At 70.6% G+C, this 14,500-nt stretch carries 13 protein-coding genes; 8 read left to right on the top strand and 5 right to left on the bottom strand.

The features are described from left to right. Window positions 1-48: 48 nt before the first annotated feature. On the top strand, window positions 49-1,773 hold the full coding sequence (locus tag ACWGJM_RS10370; RefSeq protein ID WP_453411246.1) for a LamG-like jellyroll fold domain-containing protein: 1,725 nt from the start codon (window positions 49-51) through the stop codon (window positions 1,771-1,773). 38 nt (window positions 1,774-1,811) lie between these two features. After that, entirely contained in the window at window positions 1,812-3,482 is a 1,671-nt protein-coding gene (locus ACWGJM_RS10365) for a histidinol-phosphatase (protein WP_453411231.1), read from the top strand. Between the two features lie 78 nt (window positions 3,483-3,560). On the opposite strand, the gene ACWGJM_RS10360 is transcribed toward ACWGJM_RS10365, so the two are convergent. The 4 genes from ACWGJM_RS10360 to ACWGJM_RS10345 are packed head-to-tail and all read right to left on the bottom strand — an operon-like array spanning window position 3,561 to window position 7,356. Then, entirely contained in the window at window positions 3,561-4,016 is a 456-nt protein-coding gene (locus tag ACWGJM_RS10360) for a MaoC family dehydratase (protein WP_453411230.1), read from the bottom strand. A 14-nt stretch (window positions 4,017-4,030) separates the two neighbouring features. Next, window positions 4,031-5,539: an acyl-CoA synthetase gene (locus tag ACWGJM_RS10355; protein WP_453411229.1), complete on the bottom strand. Its 1,509-nt coding sequence runs from the start codon at window positions 5,537-5,539 to the stop codon at window positions 4,031-4,033. Between the two features lie 12 nt (window positions 5,540-5,551). Then, on the bottom strand, window positions 5,552-6,439 hold the full coding sequence (locus ACWGJM_RS10350; protein ID WP_453411228.1) for an amidohydrolase family protein: 888 nt from the start codon (window positions 6,437-6,439) through the stop codon (window positions 5,552-5,554). Next, window positions 6,439-7,356 carry an SDR family NAD(P)-dependent oxidoreductase gene (locus ACWGJM_RS10345; RefSeq protein WP_453411227.1) on the bottom strand — a complete coding sequence of 306 codons (918 nt, stop codon included), beginning with the start codon at window positions 7,354-7,356 and terminating at the stop codon, window positions 6,439-6,441. The genes ACWGJM_RS10350 and ACWGJM_RS10345 overlap by 1 nt, the downstream gene beginning before the upstream one ends. Window positions 7,357-7,596: 240 nt before the next feature. On the opposite strand from ACWGJM_RS10345, the gene ACWGJM_RS10340 reads away from it, so the two are divergent. The 6 genes from ACWGJM_RS10340 to ACWGJM_RS10315 all read left to right on the top strand — a co-directional run bounded on the left by ACWGJM_RS10340 (window position 7,597) and on the right by ACWGJM_RS10315 (window position 13,505). Continuing rightward, window positions 7,597-8,022, top strand: coding sequence for a MarR family winged helix-turn-helix transcriptional regulator (locus tag ACWGJM_RS10340; RefSeq protein WP_453411226.1), 426 nt, complete (start codon window positions 7,597-7,599; stop codon window positions 8,020-8,022). A 71-nt stretch (window positions 8,023-8,093) separates the two neighbouring features. Beyond that, window positions 8,094-8,849 (top strand): IclR family transcriptional regulator, encoded by a 756-nt coding sequence (locus ACWGJM_RS10335; RefSeq protein WP_453411225.1) that lies wholly within the window; start codon window positions 8,094-8,096, stop codon window positions 8,847-8,849. 260 nt (window positions 8,850-9,109) lie between these two features. After that, window positions 9,110-10,381, top strand: coding sequence for a L,D-transpeptidase (locus tag ACWGJM_RS10330; protein WP_453411224.1), 1,272 nt, complete (start codon window positions 9,110-9,112; stop codon window positions 10,379-10,381). Window positions 10,382-10,567: 186 nt separating this feature from the next. Next, entirely contained in the window at window positions 10,568-11,968 is a 1,401-nt protein-coding gene (locus ACWGJM_RS10325; RefSeq protein WP_453411223.1) for a glycoside hydrolase family 16 protein, read from the top strand. 64 nt (window positions 11,969-12,032) lie between these two features. After that, window positions 12,033-13,052, top strand: a complete 1,020-nt coding sequence (locus ACWGJM_RS10320; protein ID WP_453411222.1) for an NADP-dependent oxidoreductase — start codon at window positions 12,033-12,035, stop codon at window positions 13,050-13,052. Window positions 13,053-13,106: 54 nt separating this feature from the next. Continuing rightward, window positions 13,107-13,505, top strand: a complete 399-nt coding sequence (locus ACWGJM_RS10315; protein ID WP_453411221.1) for a MerR family transcriptional regulator — start codon at window positions 13,107-13,109, stop codon at window positions 13,503-13,505. Here ACWGJM_RS10315 and ACWGJM_RS10310 read toward each other — a convergent pair. Beyond that, window positions 13,502-14,419: a helix-turn-helix domain-containing protein gene (locus ACWGJM_RS10310; protein ID WP_453411220.1), complete on the bottom strand. Its 918-nt coding sequence runs from the start codon at window positions 14,417-14,419 to the stop codon at window positions 13,502-13,504. The genes ACWGJM_RS10315 and ACWGJM_RS10310 overlap by 4 nt on opposite strands. Window positions 14,420-14,500 lie beyond the last annotated feature (81 nt).

The following is a 14,500-nucleotide window of genomic DNA, read 5'->3' as shown; positions in this document are numbered from 1 at the left end:
CCGTCACCGGGAATGATGTCGCCGGCCTCGCAGACGACCAGGTCACCGATGCGCAGCGCGGTCCCGGGGACCTGCTCCTCGGCACCGCCGTCCTGGGACAGCCGGCGCTTCACCCTCGCCGTGATGCCCGACACCCAGTACCTCTTCGACGGACCCAGCATCGACAAGGCGCCGGTGGAGGTGTCCCTGCGCTACCTCCTCGAGCACGGCAGGGACGAGAACATCGTCTTCCTCTCCCACCTCGGCGACCTCACACAGAACGGCGCCGAGGACGAATTCGCCGCGATCGGTGAGTCGTTCGGGATCCTCGACCGGCGGGGCGTCGGCTACAGCGTCCTCGCCGGCAACCACGACGTGAAGTCCTCGACGGACGACCAGCGCGGCTCGACACCGTACCTGGACGCGTTCGGACCGCAGCGCTTCAAGAGCAAGCCGACGTTCGGGGGCGCCTCCGCGGACGGCTACAACACCTGCCACCTGTTCAAGGCCGCGGGGCGCGAGTGGATGGTGCTGGCGCTGGACTGGCGGCTGTCGGCGCAGGGGTACGCCTGGGCGAAGGACGTCCTCGCGCGGCATCCGAAGGCGCCGGTCATCCTCACCACGCACGAACTGGTCGTCGAGGACGGCCAGTTGTCGACGTACGGGCAGCAGCTGTGGGACCAGCTGATCGAGGAGCACGACCAGATCTTCCTGACCCTGAACGGCCACTACTGGCCGGCGGGCCGGGCGACCCGCGAGAACGCGGCGGGCAACGAGGTCCACCTGCACCTCACGAACTACCAGAACCGCTACTTCGGCGGCGCGGCGATGATCCGCCTCTACCGGTTCGACCTGGACCGGAACGTCATCGACGTGGAGACGGTCTCCCCGTGGATCCTGGGCCGGGCCGCGAAGGGCCTGAACGAGCTGGAGCGACAGGAGATCGAGCTGAGCGGCGACGCCGACCGCTTCTCGGTGGAGATCGACTTCGTGAAACGTTTCTCCGGATTCGCCCCGGTCCCGGCCCGCCCGGCACGCCCCGCGTCCAAGGTGCTGATTCCCGGCACGGTCGCCTACTGGCGCTTCGACGGGCACGACGACGGTGCGGCCGTCACGGGCACCGTCCGCGACCTGTCCGGACGCGGCAACGACCTCAGCCTCGTCACGGTGGGCGGCGGCGCCCTGACCTGGTCCGCCGACCACCATCCCGACCAGCCCGGCCACGGCAGCCTGGAGTTCCGGGGCTACAAGTCGCCGCTGAAGGGCGCGTATCTGAAGACCGTCGACGGCGCACCGCTCAACGCTGCCGGTTTCAAGGGCGGTTACACCATCGAGGCGTTCTACCGGCTGCCCGCCGACTGGGACCCCGACCACACCGCCTGGTCCGGCATCGTCAGCCGCACGGGCACGGGCGGCGCCGCCGGCAAGACCGCCGACGACCCCGACGAGCCCCTCGCCACGCTGTCGCTGTCCAACGACCGCGAGCCGCAGTGGGCGATGCGCCCGCTCGACCAGGAGGGCATCGCCACCAACTGGGGCCAGGAGACCCCGCTGGAGACCTGGTGGCATCTCGCGGTCGTCAACGACGGCAGACACACCACCCTGTACGTCGAGGGCTGCCCGGTCGTCCGCAACCCGAAGGCCGCCGCGTCCGGCATCACCTCCGTCGGACTGCCGTGGCTGCTCGGCGGCTACGAGTACGCCGGCAAGATCGACCAGATCCTGCACGGCCGCCTCGGCGACGTCCGGATCGTCTCGCGGGCGCTGCCCGTCACCTCCTTCATGAACCACTGACGCCGCCGAAGAGGACCTTGAGGAGGACCTTGAAGATCATGACCGAGCAGCAGCTGCCCGCCTGGGCCGACCCGTCCGTCTCCCCCGCCGCCCTCGACGTCCAGGGCGTGTCGAGACGCCAACTCCTGCACCGCGCCGGCCTGTTCGGCGCCGCCTTCGCCCTCGGCTCCGCGGCGACCCCCGCGCTCGCCTCCGCGCAGCGCGGCTTCGGCGGCGACGACCCGCGCCTCGCCTACCTCGTCGGCGACCACCACGTCCACTCCGTCTACAGCCACGACGCGAAGTACACCTTCTCCCAGCAGGCCCGGGCCGCCGCCAAGTACGGCCTCGACTGGATGGTGTTCAACGAGCACTCCAACTTCGGGCACGCCTACTACGGCGCGAAGATGGAGCACGCGGAGATCATCAAGGCCCGTGCCGAGAACCCGCGCCAGCTGATCTTCCAGGGCCTGGAGTGGTACATCCCGGCCGCCGAGCACTGCACGGTGTTCGCCGCCCCCGGCCCCAACGAGGTCGACCTGCTCACGCGGTTCGAGCTCGCCTACGACGGCAAGCTGCTCGGCTACACCGAGGGCTCCGCCGGCGCGACCGACACCGCCCGCAACGAGGCCCACGCCGTCAAGGCCGTCCAGTGGCTGGCCGAGCAGCGCCGCACCGGATACGTCGACGACGTCCTCGTCCTCGCCAACCACCCGCTGCGCCTCGGCATCGACTCCCCGCACGAGATGCGCAACTGGCGGGACGCGGCCCCCGAGATCATGATCGGCATGGAGGGCGCGCCCGGCGCCCAGGGCGCGGCCGTCCCCGGCTGGCGCGGCTCCACCTCGATCCGCGGCGAGTACGAGAACAAGCCGTCGGCGCAGTCGTGGGCGGACTATCCGGCGGACGCGTACCTGACGTACGGCGGCTTCGACTGGGCGACCGCCACCGTCGGCGGGCTGTGGGACTCGATGCTGGCCGAGGGCCGGCTGTTCACGATCACCACCAACTCCGACAACCACCGGACCGTCTTCGACACCTGGAAGAACGGCGACTGGCCGGCCGGCCAGAACTTCGACAACACCGGCAAGCTGCCCGACCCGGTGAACACCGACACCCCGCAGCCGGGCAGCGACTTCTGGCCCGGCGAGTTCAGCCGCACGCACGTCGGCGTGACCCGGTACGGCTACCGCGCCGTGATGGCGGGCCTGCGCGCGGGCCGCGTCTGGCTCGACCACGGGCACCTGCTGGACGGGCTCGACGTGCGGGTGAAGCGGGACTGCGACGCCGGCCGCGGCGTCACCCTCGGCGGGCGGCTGCGCGTCCGCAGGGGCGAGAAGATCACGCTGTACGTGACAGTGACGACCGCCTCCCGGGCCAACCCACAGGGCATCCTGCCCCAGTTGGCCCAGGTGGACGTGATCCGGGGCGCGGTGCGCGGCCCGGTCAGCGACCGCGACACCTGGAAGGCGCCGGACACGAAGGTCGTGCACTCGAAGGACGTGTCCGGCCGCAAGGGAACGTACACACTGCGCATCCCGCTGTCGGTCGGCGACGAGTCCTTCTACGTCCGGCTCCGCGGCAGCGACGGCAACCGGCATGGGGCCGGCTACCTGGGCGCCGCCGTCGACCCCCACGGCCCGATTCCCCACGAGCCCGGGAACGGTGACCCGTGGGCCGACACGTGGTTCTACTCGAACCCGGTCTTCGTCGACGTGGTGAGCGCCTGACATCGCGGACCGTAGACGGAGATCGCAGACTGTGAACGAAGATCGCAGATCGTAGGCGAAGATCGTAGACAGTAGACGTCAAGCGTAGAACCGGGACAGGCTCTGCAGGACGGCGGCGGGCTTCCCGCCGCCGTCGATCTCGATCGTGCCGTCGACGGTGATCTGCACCCCGCCGGGAACCTCCTCGACCTCCGCCAGCCGAGCCACCAGACGGATCCGGGAGCCGACCTTGACGGGCGCGGGGAAACGCACCTTGTTCAGACCATAGTTGACCTTGGTCGTGACACCCTGGACGTCCAGCAGCTCGGTGAACAGCGGGATGAACAAGGACAGCGTCAGATAGCCGTGGGCGATGGGCGCGCCGAACGGCCCTTCGGCGGCGCGCTGCGGGTCGACGTGGATCCACTGGTGGTCGCCGGTGGCGTCGGCGAAGGTGTCGATGCGCTCCTGGGTGACCTCGGTCCACTCGCTGCTGCCGAGGTCGCTGCCGGCCAGCTTCTTCAGGTCGTCCAGGCCGTTGACGGTGACGCTCATGAGTACCTTGTTCCTTAGGGGAGTTGGTTGCCGTAGCGCTGGCGCACCCGGGACTTGAGGAGCTTTCCCGAGGCGGTGCGCGGGAGTTCGTCCGCGATCACCACGGACTTGGGGATCTTGTACTTGGCGAGGCGGCCGGCCAGGGAGGCGAGCACCTCGTCGGGGTCGAGGGCGGCACCCTCGCGGGGCACGACGACCGCGCGCGGCACCTCGCCCCACTTGTCGTCCGGCACACCGATGACCGCGCATTCGACGATGTCGGGGTGGGCGAGGAGCCGGTCCTCGATCTCGGCGGGGTAGACGTTCTCCCCACCCGAGATGATCATGTCCTTCATACGGTCGACGATGTACACATAACCGTCCTCGTCGACCCGTGCCGCGTCCCCGCTGCGGAACCAGCCGTCCGCGAAGGAGGCGGCAGTCTCCTCGGGCAGCCCCCAGTAGCCGGGCATGACGTGCGGCCCGCGTACCACGACCTCGCCGGTCTCGCCGACGTCGACAGCGGTGAGGTCCGGCCGGACGACCCGTACGTCGCTGAAGAAGTGCGGTACGCCCGCCGACCCCGCCTTGCTCACGGCGTGTTCGGCGTCCAGGAAGAGGGTGCCGGGCGCGGCCTCGGTCATGCCGTAGCCCTGGAGGAAGGTCAGGCCGCGCTCCTGGTAGGCGGCGATCAGCGGGGTGGGGACGGGCGAGCCGCCGCAGGTGAGGATCCTGAGGGAGGACAGGTCGGCGCCCGCCCAGCGGGGGTGCCGGGCCACCTGGTCGAACATGGTCGGCACGCCGAACATGAAGGTGATGCGGTGCCGTTCGATCAGGTCGAAGGTCGCGTCGGGGTCGAAGGCGTCCACCAGGACGCAGGTTCCGCCCTTGAGCAGTACCGGCAGGGTCAGCATGTTGAGGCCGGCCGTGTGGAACAACGGGGCGGAGACCAGGGCGCGTTCATCGGCGATCAGGTCGTGGTCGACGAGGACGTTGACGGCGTTCCAGGTCAGGTTGCCGTGGGTGAGCATCGCGCCCTTGGGGCGGCCGGTCGTCCCCGAGGTGTACATGATGAGGCAGGTGTCGTCCGCGGCGACCGGTTCGTCGATGGGGTCGGGCGCGGCGGCGGCCAGCGCCTCCTCGTACTCGGCGCCCACCTCGGCATACGTCCGCACGTCGGTCTCGCCGGGCAGCCCGGCGACGAGCCCTGCGTGGGTGGGACCGTACACGAGGGCCTTGGCGCCGGAGTCGGCGAGCTGGTAGGCGATCTCGGGGCCGGCGAGGCGGGTGTTGAGGGGGACGAAGACCGCGCCCAGGGTGCCCGCGGCGAACAGTGTCTCCAGGTAGGCGGGGTGGTTGGGGCCGAGGTAGGCGATGCGGTCGCCGCGGCGGACGCCCCGGGCGCGCAGGGCGTGGGCCAGGCGCGTGGTGCGTGTATACAGTGTGCGGTAGTCGGTGGACCAGTCACTGTGTACCAGGGCGGTGCGGTGCGGGGTCTTGCGGGCCCGGCGAGCGGGCCACGACCCCAGTCCCTCATTGCGCATCCGACGCCCCCTTCACGGTTTCGTCAGCCCGAGCAGACGGGCGGCGTTCTCCTTGAGGATCTTCGGCCGGACCTCGTCCTTGATCGGCAGCTTCTCGAAGTCGGCGAGCCAACGGTCAGGGGTGAGGACGGGAAAGTCGGAGCCGAAGAGGACCTTGTCCTTCAGCAGCGTGTTGGCGTACTGCACCAGTTGCGACGGAAAGTACTTCGGCGACCAGCCGGACAGGTCGATGTGCACGCCCGGCTTGTGCGTGGCGACGGCGAGGGCCTCGTCCTGCCAGGGGAAGGACGGATGCGCCAGGATGATCTTCAGGTGCGGGAAGTCGGCGGCGACGTCGTCCACGTGGAGCGGGTTGGAGTATTTCAGCCGGATCCCGCCCCCGCCGGGGACTCCGGCGCCGATGCCGGTCTGGCCGGTGTGGAACAGGGCGATGGTGCCCGTGTCCTCGATCACCTCGTACAGGTCGTACGCCACCGAGCGGTCGTTGGGGAAGAAGCCCTGGATGCTGGGGTGGAACTTGAAGCCCTTCACCCCGTACTCCTCGACCAGGCGGCGGGCCTGCCTGACGCCCGCCTTCCCCCGGAAGGGGTCGATGGAGGCGAACGGGATCAGGACGTCCGCGTTGGCGGCCGCGGCCTCGGCGACCTCCTCGTTGGGGACCGGCGCGGTGCCGGTGGCGGACTCGGCGTCCACCGTGAAGATCACGGCGGCCATCTTCCGTTCGCGGTAGTGGGCGGCCGTCTCCTCCAGGGTCGGCTTCCGCTTGCCCTCGACCTTGAAGTAGGCGGAGGAGGCGTCGTGCAGGTCGTCGTCCAGGGAGGAGTGGCCCTTGGAGGACACCTCCGCGTGGGTGTGGACGTCGATCGCGACGAGTTCCTCGAGGTTAATGCCGAGGTCCATCACGCCTCCGGGAACTTGGGCGCCGGGATGCCGACGGTCTGCGGTTCGGCGCCGACCGAGCCGGCCCACGCGTCGGCCAGGGCGTCGGGGGTCCAGCCGCCGTCGGCGTAGGCCGCCCTGATCTCCTGCGGATGCGACCAGAGTGCCACCTTGTCGCCGCCGATGCCGATGGCCTGGCCGGTGATGCCGCGCGCGGCCCGTGAGGCGAGGAAGGGGACGAGGGCCGCGCAGTCCTCGGGGGTGCCGAAGCCCTCGCCCTTGCGCAAGAAGTCCGGCAGCGGTTCGCCGTTCTTCATGGCCTCGACGTACGGCGCGAAGGCGGGGATGGTCTCGGTCATGGCGGTCGCGGCCACCGGCACGATCGCGTTGACGGTGATGTCCGCGCGGGCCAGCTCCATCGACCAGGTACGGGCCATGGCGGCGATGCCGGCCTTGGCGGCGGCGTAGTTGGTCTGGCCGAAGTTGCCGCGCTGGCCCGCCGGGGAGCCGACCAGGATCAGGGTGCCGCCCTCGCCCTGCTCGCGCATGCGGACGGCGGCCGCCCGGGCGCAGGTGAAGGTGCCCTTGAGGTGGGTGGTGATCACCGCGTCGAAGTCGTCGTCGGTCATCTTCCACAGCACCTTGTCGCGCAGGATGCCCGCGTTGGTGACCAGGACGTCCAGCCGGCCGAACTCCTCGACCGCACGGCCGACCAGCCGCTCGGCGGCCTCGGCGGTGCCGACCGGGACCACCTCCGCGACGGCCGTGCCGCCCGCCTCGGTGATGGACTTCACGGCCTGCTCGGCCACGTCCTCGTCGATGTCGTTGACGACCACGGACGCCCCGTGGGCGGCGAGGGCATGGGCGTAGGCGAGGCCGAGGCCCCGGCCGCTGCCGGTGACGACGGCGGCCTTGCCGGTGAGATCGATGCTGGACACGGGCCAGTCCCTTCACAAGGCGATGCGGTTCACAAGGCGATGCGGTGCCGTGGCGGTGCCGCGGCTTCGAGATCGAAGCTAAGAGCAATAATTGTTGACGTCAATAGTTGTCCCGGACCTACGAGTGGGGCATGCTGGCCTGCGAGGACCGGACGACATCCGGGCCGGCCGAGACGAGGGAGAGCCGCCATCACCCGCCAGCACGCCACGAACCCCAGCCTCGACGCGCACGAGCCGTGGATGCGCGGCCTGCACGCCGACACCGGCTACCTGCTGTACCGGCTGGGCCTGCGCTCCGGGCAGCTGTTCAACGCCTTCCTGCAGGAGTCGGGCCTGCGCCTGCGCCACTACGCGCTGCTGCGCTTCCTCGCCACCTCCGAGGGCGCCCTCCAGCGGGAACTGAGCACGCGGCTCGGCTACGACCCGAGCGCGATCGTCGGCCTGGTCGACGACCTGGAGAAACTGGGCTTCGCCGAGCGCCGCCCCGCCCCCGACGACCGCCGCAGCCGCATCGTCGTCCTCACCGGTACGGGCCGGGCCTTCCTGCGGGACACCGACGAGGCGGGCCTGCGCGTCACCGGGGAACTGCTGGCCCCCCTGGACCCGGCCGAGCGGGAGACGCTGCACGCCCTGCTGCTGCGGATCGCCGAGGACGGGCTCTCCTGAGCCGCATCGCTGGAAACTCCGGCCGCACCGCTGGAAACTGAGGCCGCACCGCTGGAAAGGGGCACTCGGCGATGACCGTCCGTTCCGCGCCGGACCTGCTGCTGTCGGTGCTCGCCGCGTTCGACCACGAGCATCCGGCGCTGTGCCTGACGGACATCAGCCGCCGGGCGGGACTCACCCTCACCACCACGCACCGGCTGGTCGCCGCGCTCACCGAGTGGGGCGCCCTGGAGCGGGACCCGGACGGTGTGTACCACGTGGGCCTCAGACTGTGGGAGCTCGCCGCCCTGGCGCCGCGCGGCCTGGCGCTGCGGCAGATCGCGCTGCCGTACCTGGAGGACCTGTACGAGGCGACGCACGAGAACGTGCAGATGGCGGTGCGGGACGGGTCCGAGGTCGTCTACATCGAGTGGATCTCGGGCCGTTCGGCGGTCGGCGTCCACATCCGGGTCGGCGCACGCTGGCCCCTGCACGCCACCGGGGTGGGGCTCGCCCTGCTGGCGCACGCCGGCACCGGCTTCCAGGAGGAGTACTGCGCCGGTCCGCTCGCCTCCTTCACCCCGTACACGATCACCGATCCGGCGCGGCTGCGCAGGGTGCTGGCCGAAGTACGGCGTACCGGCGTCGCGGTGAGCGACCGTCAGGTGACCGAGGACGCGCTGTCGGTGGCGGCCGACGTGCGCGGGCCGGGCGGGGCCGTGGTCGCCGCCGTGTCCGTCGTCGTCCCCCAACGGGCCGCCCAGGTACCGATGCTGGCACCGGCGGTACGACTGGCCGCGCGGGGGATATCCAGGGCGCTGGGCTGGCAGCCGGAGCGGACGCCCTGAGCGCCGGCGCCGGGGACCGCCCGCCGGTGCCCGGGGTCAGTCCGCGTCCGGCGTGGTGGTGGGGGGCGCGGCAGCCAGGAGGCAGGCCGTGCCCGTCGCGCGGCGGGTGACGGATCGCTCGCGCGGGCGGGCGGGCGGGCCGTGAACTCGTAGCAGGTCTTCACCGGAATCTCAGGCAGGGCCCCTCGGATTCAAAGGAGCGACCCAGACAACCCGCGCAGTATGCCCACGCACAGACGGACAACTCGGAAAGGCGTGTCGTGGGCGTCTCGCACATATCGAACCGGGCCGGACAGCCGGCGCGGAACTGGTCCCGGCGCGGGATCCTCGGCATGCTCGGCGTCGCGCCCGGCGCCGCCGTACTCGCCGGATGCGGCTCCTCCCCGGACTCCTCCGGCGGCGCCGGCACCTCGCAGGCCGCGGACGGCGGGGGCGCGACCGCCTCCGCACAGGCCGCGACGACGAAGAAGGCGACGATCACGGTCACGCCCGCGGCGGGCACCAAGAAGGCCGACTTCACCAGCCGCGTCGAGGTCACCGCGACCGACGGCACCCTGGCCTCCGTCAAGGTCACCGGCAACGACGGCTCCACCCTGGCGGGCTCCTACAACGACGCCCGCACGAAGTGGACGTCGACGAAGAACCCGTACTCGGGAACGAAGTACACGGTGACGGCCAAGGCGAAAGGCGCCGCCGCCGAGGAGACGGTGACCACCTTCACCACCAAGTCCCCCGGCGCCACCTTCGTCGGCTACTTCACGCCCGAGGCGGGATCCACCTCCGGCGTCGGCATGCCGGTGTCGATCAACTTCACCCACGCCGTCACGGACCGGGCCGCCGTGCAGAAGGCGATCACGGTGACCGCCGAGCCCGCCGTCGAAGTGGTCGGGCACTGGTTCAGCGACACCCGGCTCGACTTCCGGCCGGAGACCTACTGGGCGCCCGGCACCACGGTCACGCTGAGCCTGCGGCTGAAGGACATCGAGGGCGCGGAGGGTGTGTACGGTATGCAATCAAAGGATGTTGTATTCCATATCGGTCGGCAGCAGATGAGCACCGTCGACCTGGCCACCAAGCAGATGACGGTGAAGCGTGACGGCACCACCGTCGCCACCTATCCCGTCTCCGGCGGCGACTCCGACCACACCACCTGGTCTGGGATCATGGTGATCAGCGAGCGGTTCAAGCAGACACGCATGGAGTCGTCCACGGTCGGGCTCGGCGACGAGTACGACATCCCGGACGTGCCGCACGCCCAGCGGCTGACCACCTCCGGCACCTTCGTCCACGGCAACTACTGGGCGTCCACCGCGGTGTTCGGGCACGAGAACACCAGCCACGGCTGCGTCGGCCTGCACGACGCCAAGGGCGCGGGCGACAGCTCCGTGGCGGGCTACAAGTTCTACGAGTCCTCGATGCTCGGCGACGTGGTGATCGTGAAGAATTCGGGCGAGAGAACGGTCGACCCGGCCAACGGACTCAACGGCTGGAACCTGTCCTGGGCGGACTGGAAGGCCGGCAGCGCGCTCTAGGGCCGACGGCCGGGCCCGCCGGATCGGGCCCGTACACGGCTTCATCGGGTGAACTCCCCCTCGAAGAAGGGAGTTTCCTTGCTTCAAGTCTTGACGACCGCAGGGGCGGAGAGCACATTGGCCGCATCTTGAGAGCGCTCTCAAGGGCATCCGCGCACATCTACTCCGTACCCGAGAGGCCCCCCCGTGATCGAAACCTCCGGCATACCCAGACGGCGCCCGCTGCGCCGTGCGCTAGTGGCCGTGCTCGGCACCCTCGGCCTCGCGGCAGCCGCCGCGACGGCCGCCGCCCTCCCCGCCAGCGCCTCGGCGCCCACGCCACCGTCCGGCTGGACGCAGGTGTTCCTGGACGACTTCGACGGCGCGGCGGGGACCGGCGTCAACACCTCCACCTGGCAGTACGACACCGGGACGTCCTACCCGGGCGGCGCCGCCAACTGGGGCACCGGCGAGGTCGAGACGATGACCTCCAGCACCAGCAACGTCGCCCTCGACGGCAACGGCAACCTGCTCATCACCCCGCGCCGCGACTCCTCCGGCAACTGGACCTCGGGCCGCGTCGAAACGACCCGCACCGACTTCCAGCCCCCGGCCGGCGGCAAGCTGCGCGTCGAATCCCGTATACAGATGCCCAACGTCACCGGCGCCGCCGCCAAGGGCTACTGGCCGGCGTTCTGGATGCTGGGCGCGCCCTACCGCGGCAACTACCAGAACTGGCCGAGCGTCGGCGAACTGGACATCATGGAGAACGTCCAGGGGCTGAACACCGACTGGGCCACGATGCACTGCGGCACCAACCCGGGCGGACCCTGCAACGAGACATCCGGCATCGGCGGCAACACCCCCTGTTCCGGCAGCACTTGCCAGGCCGGGTTCCACACGTACGCGATGGAATGGGACCGCTCCACCAGCCCCGAGGAGATCCGGTTCTACCTCGACGGCGTCAACTTCCACACCGTGAAAGCGAATCAGGTCGATGCCACGACCTGGGCGAACGCCACCAACCACGGCTTCTTCGTCATCCTCAACGTGGCGATGGGCGGCGGCTTCCCGGCGGCGTTCGGCGGCGGGCCGGACAGCGGCACGGAGCCGGGCCACCCGATGGTCGTGGACTATGTGCAGGTGCTTCAGTCGACAGGTGGTGGGAGCGGTACCACACCCCCGCCGTCCGGCAACCGTGACGCCTACAGCGCCATTCAGGCGGAGTCGTACGACAGCCAGTCCGGCACGGCCACCGAGACCACCGCGGACACCGGCGGCGGCCAGGACCTCGGTTACCTGGCGAACGGCGACTGGGCCCTGTACAAGGGCGTCGACTTCGGCTCCACGGCGGCCAAGCAGTTCTACGGCCGGGTGGCCAGCGGCGCCGCCCCCGGGGTGAGCGGACTGGTCGAGGTGCGCCTCGACAGCCCCGGCAACTCCCCCATCGGCAGCTTCGCGGTCTCCAGCACCGGCGGCTGGCAGAACTGGCAGACCGTCCCGGCCAACATCACCTCGGTGACCGGCACCCACGACGTCTATCTGACCTTCACCAGCGGCCAGCCATCGGACTTCGTGAACGTCAACTGGTTCGACTTCGGTCACTGACCTCCCGCCGCCGGCGACGCCCGGGTTGACCTTCACGTACGGGTCAATCCCTAGCGTCGCCGGCATGACCGCAACCGTGAACAACCGCACGGGCCTCGAGGCCCGCCTGGCCCGCCGTCCCCAGGGACTGCCCACCCCCGACGACATCGAGATCGCCGAGGTCCCGGTACCGGACCCCGCCCCCGGCCAGGTCCTGGTCCGCAACCTGTTCCTGTCCCTCGACCCGGGCATGCTGCTGCTGATGTCCGACGAGCCCGGGCTGCCCCTGCCGCGCTACGAGATCGGCGAGCCGATGTACGGGGACGCCGTCGGCGAGGTCGTCGCCTCGGACGAACCCTGCCTGTCGCCGGGGGACCTGGTGGTGCACCGGCTGGGCTGGCGGGAGTACGCGGTGGCCGCGGCCGAGGCGTTCCGGAAGGTGGACCGGGCCGCCTATCCGACCCCGTCCCTGCACCTGGGCTTCGGTCTGGTCGCCTACGTCGGACTCGTCGAGGCCGCCCGATTGCGGCCGGGCGACACCGTGTTCGTCTCCAGCGCGGCCGGCGCCACCGGCAGCCTCGCCGGTCAGATCGCCCGGCTCAAGGGGGCCGCCCGGGTGATCGGCAGCGCCGGCTCCCCCGAGAAGGTCGCCCGTCTCACCGGCAGGCTCGGCTTCGACGCGGCCTTCGATTACCACGACGGTCCGGTCGTCGACCGGCTGCGCGAGGCCGCGCCCGACGGTATCGACGTCTACTTCGACAACGTGGGCGGCGAGCAACTGCGGGCCGCCGTCGAGGTGATGAACGACCACGGCCGCATCGCCGTCTGCGGTGCCCTGCACCGGCAGAGCACCGGCCGGCCCGACACCGGGCCCGGCGATCTGCTCACCGTGGTCGGCAAGCGGCTGACGATCCGCGGCTTCACCGTCCGCGACCACCTGGACCGGGCCGCCGAGTTCGGGGAGCAGTTCCGCGGCTGGCTGCGCGACGGCTCGATCGTCCACGACGAGACGGTCGTCGACGGCCTGCCGAACGCGCCGCAGGCACTCCTCGACCTGGTGCGCGGCAGGTACACCGGGAAGACGGTGGTGCGGCTGAGGAGTTGACCTTCGCATACAGCATGCGAATACACCATGCCAAAGCCTCCGGAGGCGACTGTGATGCTGATAGGTGACCTGGCCGCGCTCACCGGGACCACCACCCGGGCCCTGCGCTACTACGAGGAGCAGGGTCTGCTGGAGTCCGAGCGGACCGCGTCCGGTTACCGGGTCTACGGGCCGGGGGCGGAGACGCGCGTGCGCAACGTCAGGGACCTGCTCGCCTCCGGGTTCACGGTGGAGAACGTCAAGTCCTTCGTCCGCTACCTCGACAACGATCTGCCCGAGGTGTTCGCGTACTCACCCGCCTGCGCCGCCAACTACGAGGTCGGCGCACGCCGGGTGGCCGAGTTGGAGGAGCGCATCGAGGCGCTGACCCGTATGCGCGACACGCTCGTGCGCCGGATACCGTGGCTGGGCGAGCACGCCCAGCCCCAGGGCCTGTCGGGCGGGATGCGCTAGCCCAGCTCCGCCCGGAACGCCACCGGTGTCTGTCCGGTGTGCAGTTGGAAGAACTTGGAGAAGTTCGCCGCGTCGGGGAAGCCAACGGCCGCCCCGACGCGGCCTATCGGCATGTCCGTGTGGGCGAGGAGGCGTTTGGCCTCCAGGACGACGCGTTTGTCGATGAAGCCCTTCGGTGTCTCGCCGGTGGCGGCGCGGACCGCGCGGACCAGGGTGCGGCGGGAGTAGCCGAGGGCGTCGGCGTAGGCGCTGACGCTGTGGATGGTGGCGAAGCCCTTCTCCACAGCGTCGCGGAAGAGGGTGAACGTCGTGTCGGCCTGTTGCCGTGCCGCCTGTTCCGAGCTGGCCGCCAGGTGCGCCAGGCGCAGCAGGAACGCCGTGAGGGAGTGGCGCAGCACCGAGGTGTGCAGGCTGAGCGGAAGCGTCGTGGTGTCCTCGTACTCGAGGCGCAGCTGGGCGAGGGAGGCCTCGAGGGCTGCCAGCCGGGGCTCGTCCGGGTGGAGCAGGGGTGGCAGGTCGTAGCGGTACAGGCCGGTGGCCTCCACCGTGGCGCGGGGCAGGAAGCCGGGTTGCATGGTCAGGACGGTTCCGCGGTACTCGCTGGTGCGCGAGAAGCGGTGGACCTGCCCCGGGCGGATCCACAGCAGGTCGCCGGCCGTGGCCTCGTACTCGGCGAAGTCGATCATGTGGCGTACGGGACCGTCGGTGAACAGCATCACGACGTGGAAGTCGATGCGGTGCACCCGCTCCAGCGGTGCGTCGGCGTGCCAGGTGCGGCCGTCGCCCATGGGGCCGATCTGCATGCCGACGCCGCAGACGCTGAGTTCGACCGGGAAGGGGAAGGTTCTGATCCCGTCCACGCCGCCGTCACCGCCGACGTCACCTTCTTGGCCTTGGATGGTTCTGTCCGCCATGTCCTTCTCGTGCCGCCTTTGTCGCGCGCGGTGCGGCGCCGTGCCGCGCGCGATGCCGTCGTTGCCCGCCGTCGCCGTCGT

The sequence above is a fragment of the Streptomyces sp. NPDC054834 genome, from assembly GCF_053611185.1.
This window is presented reverse-complemented; position numbering and strand designations above follow the sequence as displayed.

Coding starts and splice junctions, on each gene's coding strand:
- ACWGJM_RS10355 (WP_453411229.1), bottom strand. CDS start 5,539: ATGCGCAATGAGGGACTGGGGTCGTGGCCCGCTCGCCGGGCCCGCAAG.
- ACWGJM_RS10365 (WP_453411231.1), top strand. CDS start 1,812: ATGACCGAGCAGCAGCTGCCCGCCTGGGCCGACCCGTCCGTCTCCCCC.
- ACWGJM_RS10310 (WP_453411220.1), bottom strand. CDS start 14,419: ATGGCGGACAGAACCATCCAAGGCCAAGAAGGTGACGTCGGCGGTGAC.
- ACWGJM_RS10360 (WP_453411230.1), bottom strand. CDS start 4,016: ATGAGCGTCACCGTCAACGGCCTGGACGACCTGAAGAAGCTGGCCGGC.
- ACWGJM_RS10320 (WP_453411222.1), top strand. CDS start 12,033: ATGACCGCAACCGTGAACAACCGCACGGGCCTCGAGGCCCGCCTGGCC.
- ACWGJM_RS10370 (WP_453411246.1), top strand. CDS start 49: ATGCGCAGCGCGGTCCCGGGGACCTGCTCCTCGGCACCGCCGTCCTGG.
- ACWGJM_RS10335 (WP_453411225.1), top strand. CDS start 8,094: ATGACCGTCCGTTCCGCGCCGGACCTGCTGCTGTCGGTGCTCGCCGCG.
- ACWGJM_RS10340 (WP_453411226.1), top strand. CDS start 7,597: ATGCGCGGCCTGCACGCCGACACCGGCTACCTGCTGTACCGGCTGGGC.
- ACWGJM_RS10315 (WP_453411221.1), top strand. CDS start 13,107: ATGCTGATAGGTGACCTGGCCGCGCTCACCGGGACCACCACCCGGGCC.
- ACWGJM_RS10350 (WP_453411228.1), bottom strand. CDS start 6,439: ATGGACCTCGGCATTAACCTCGAGGAACTCGTCGCGATCGACGTCCAC.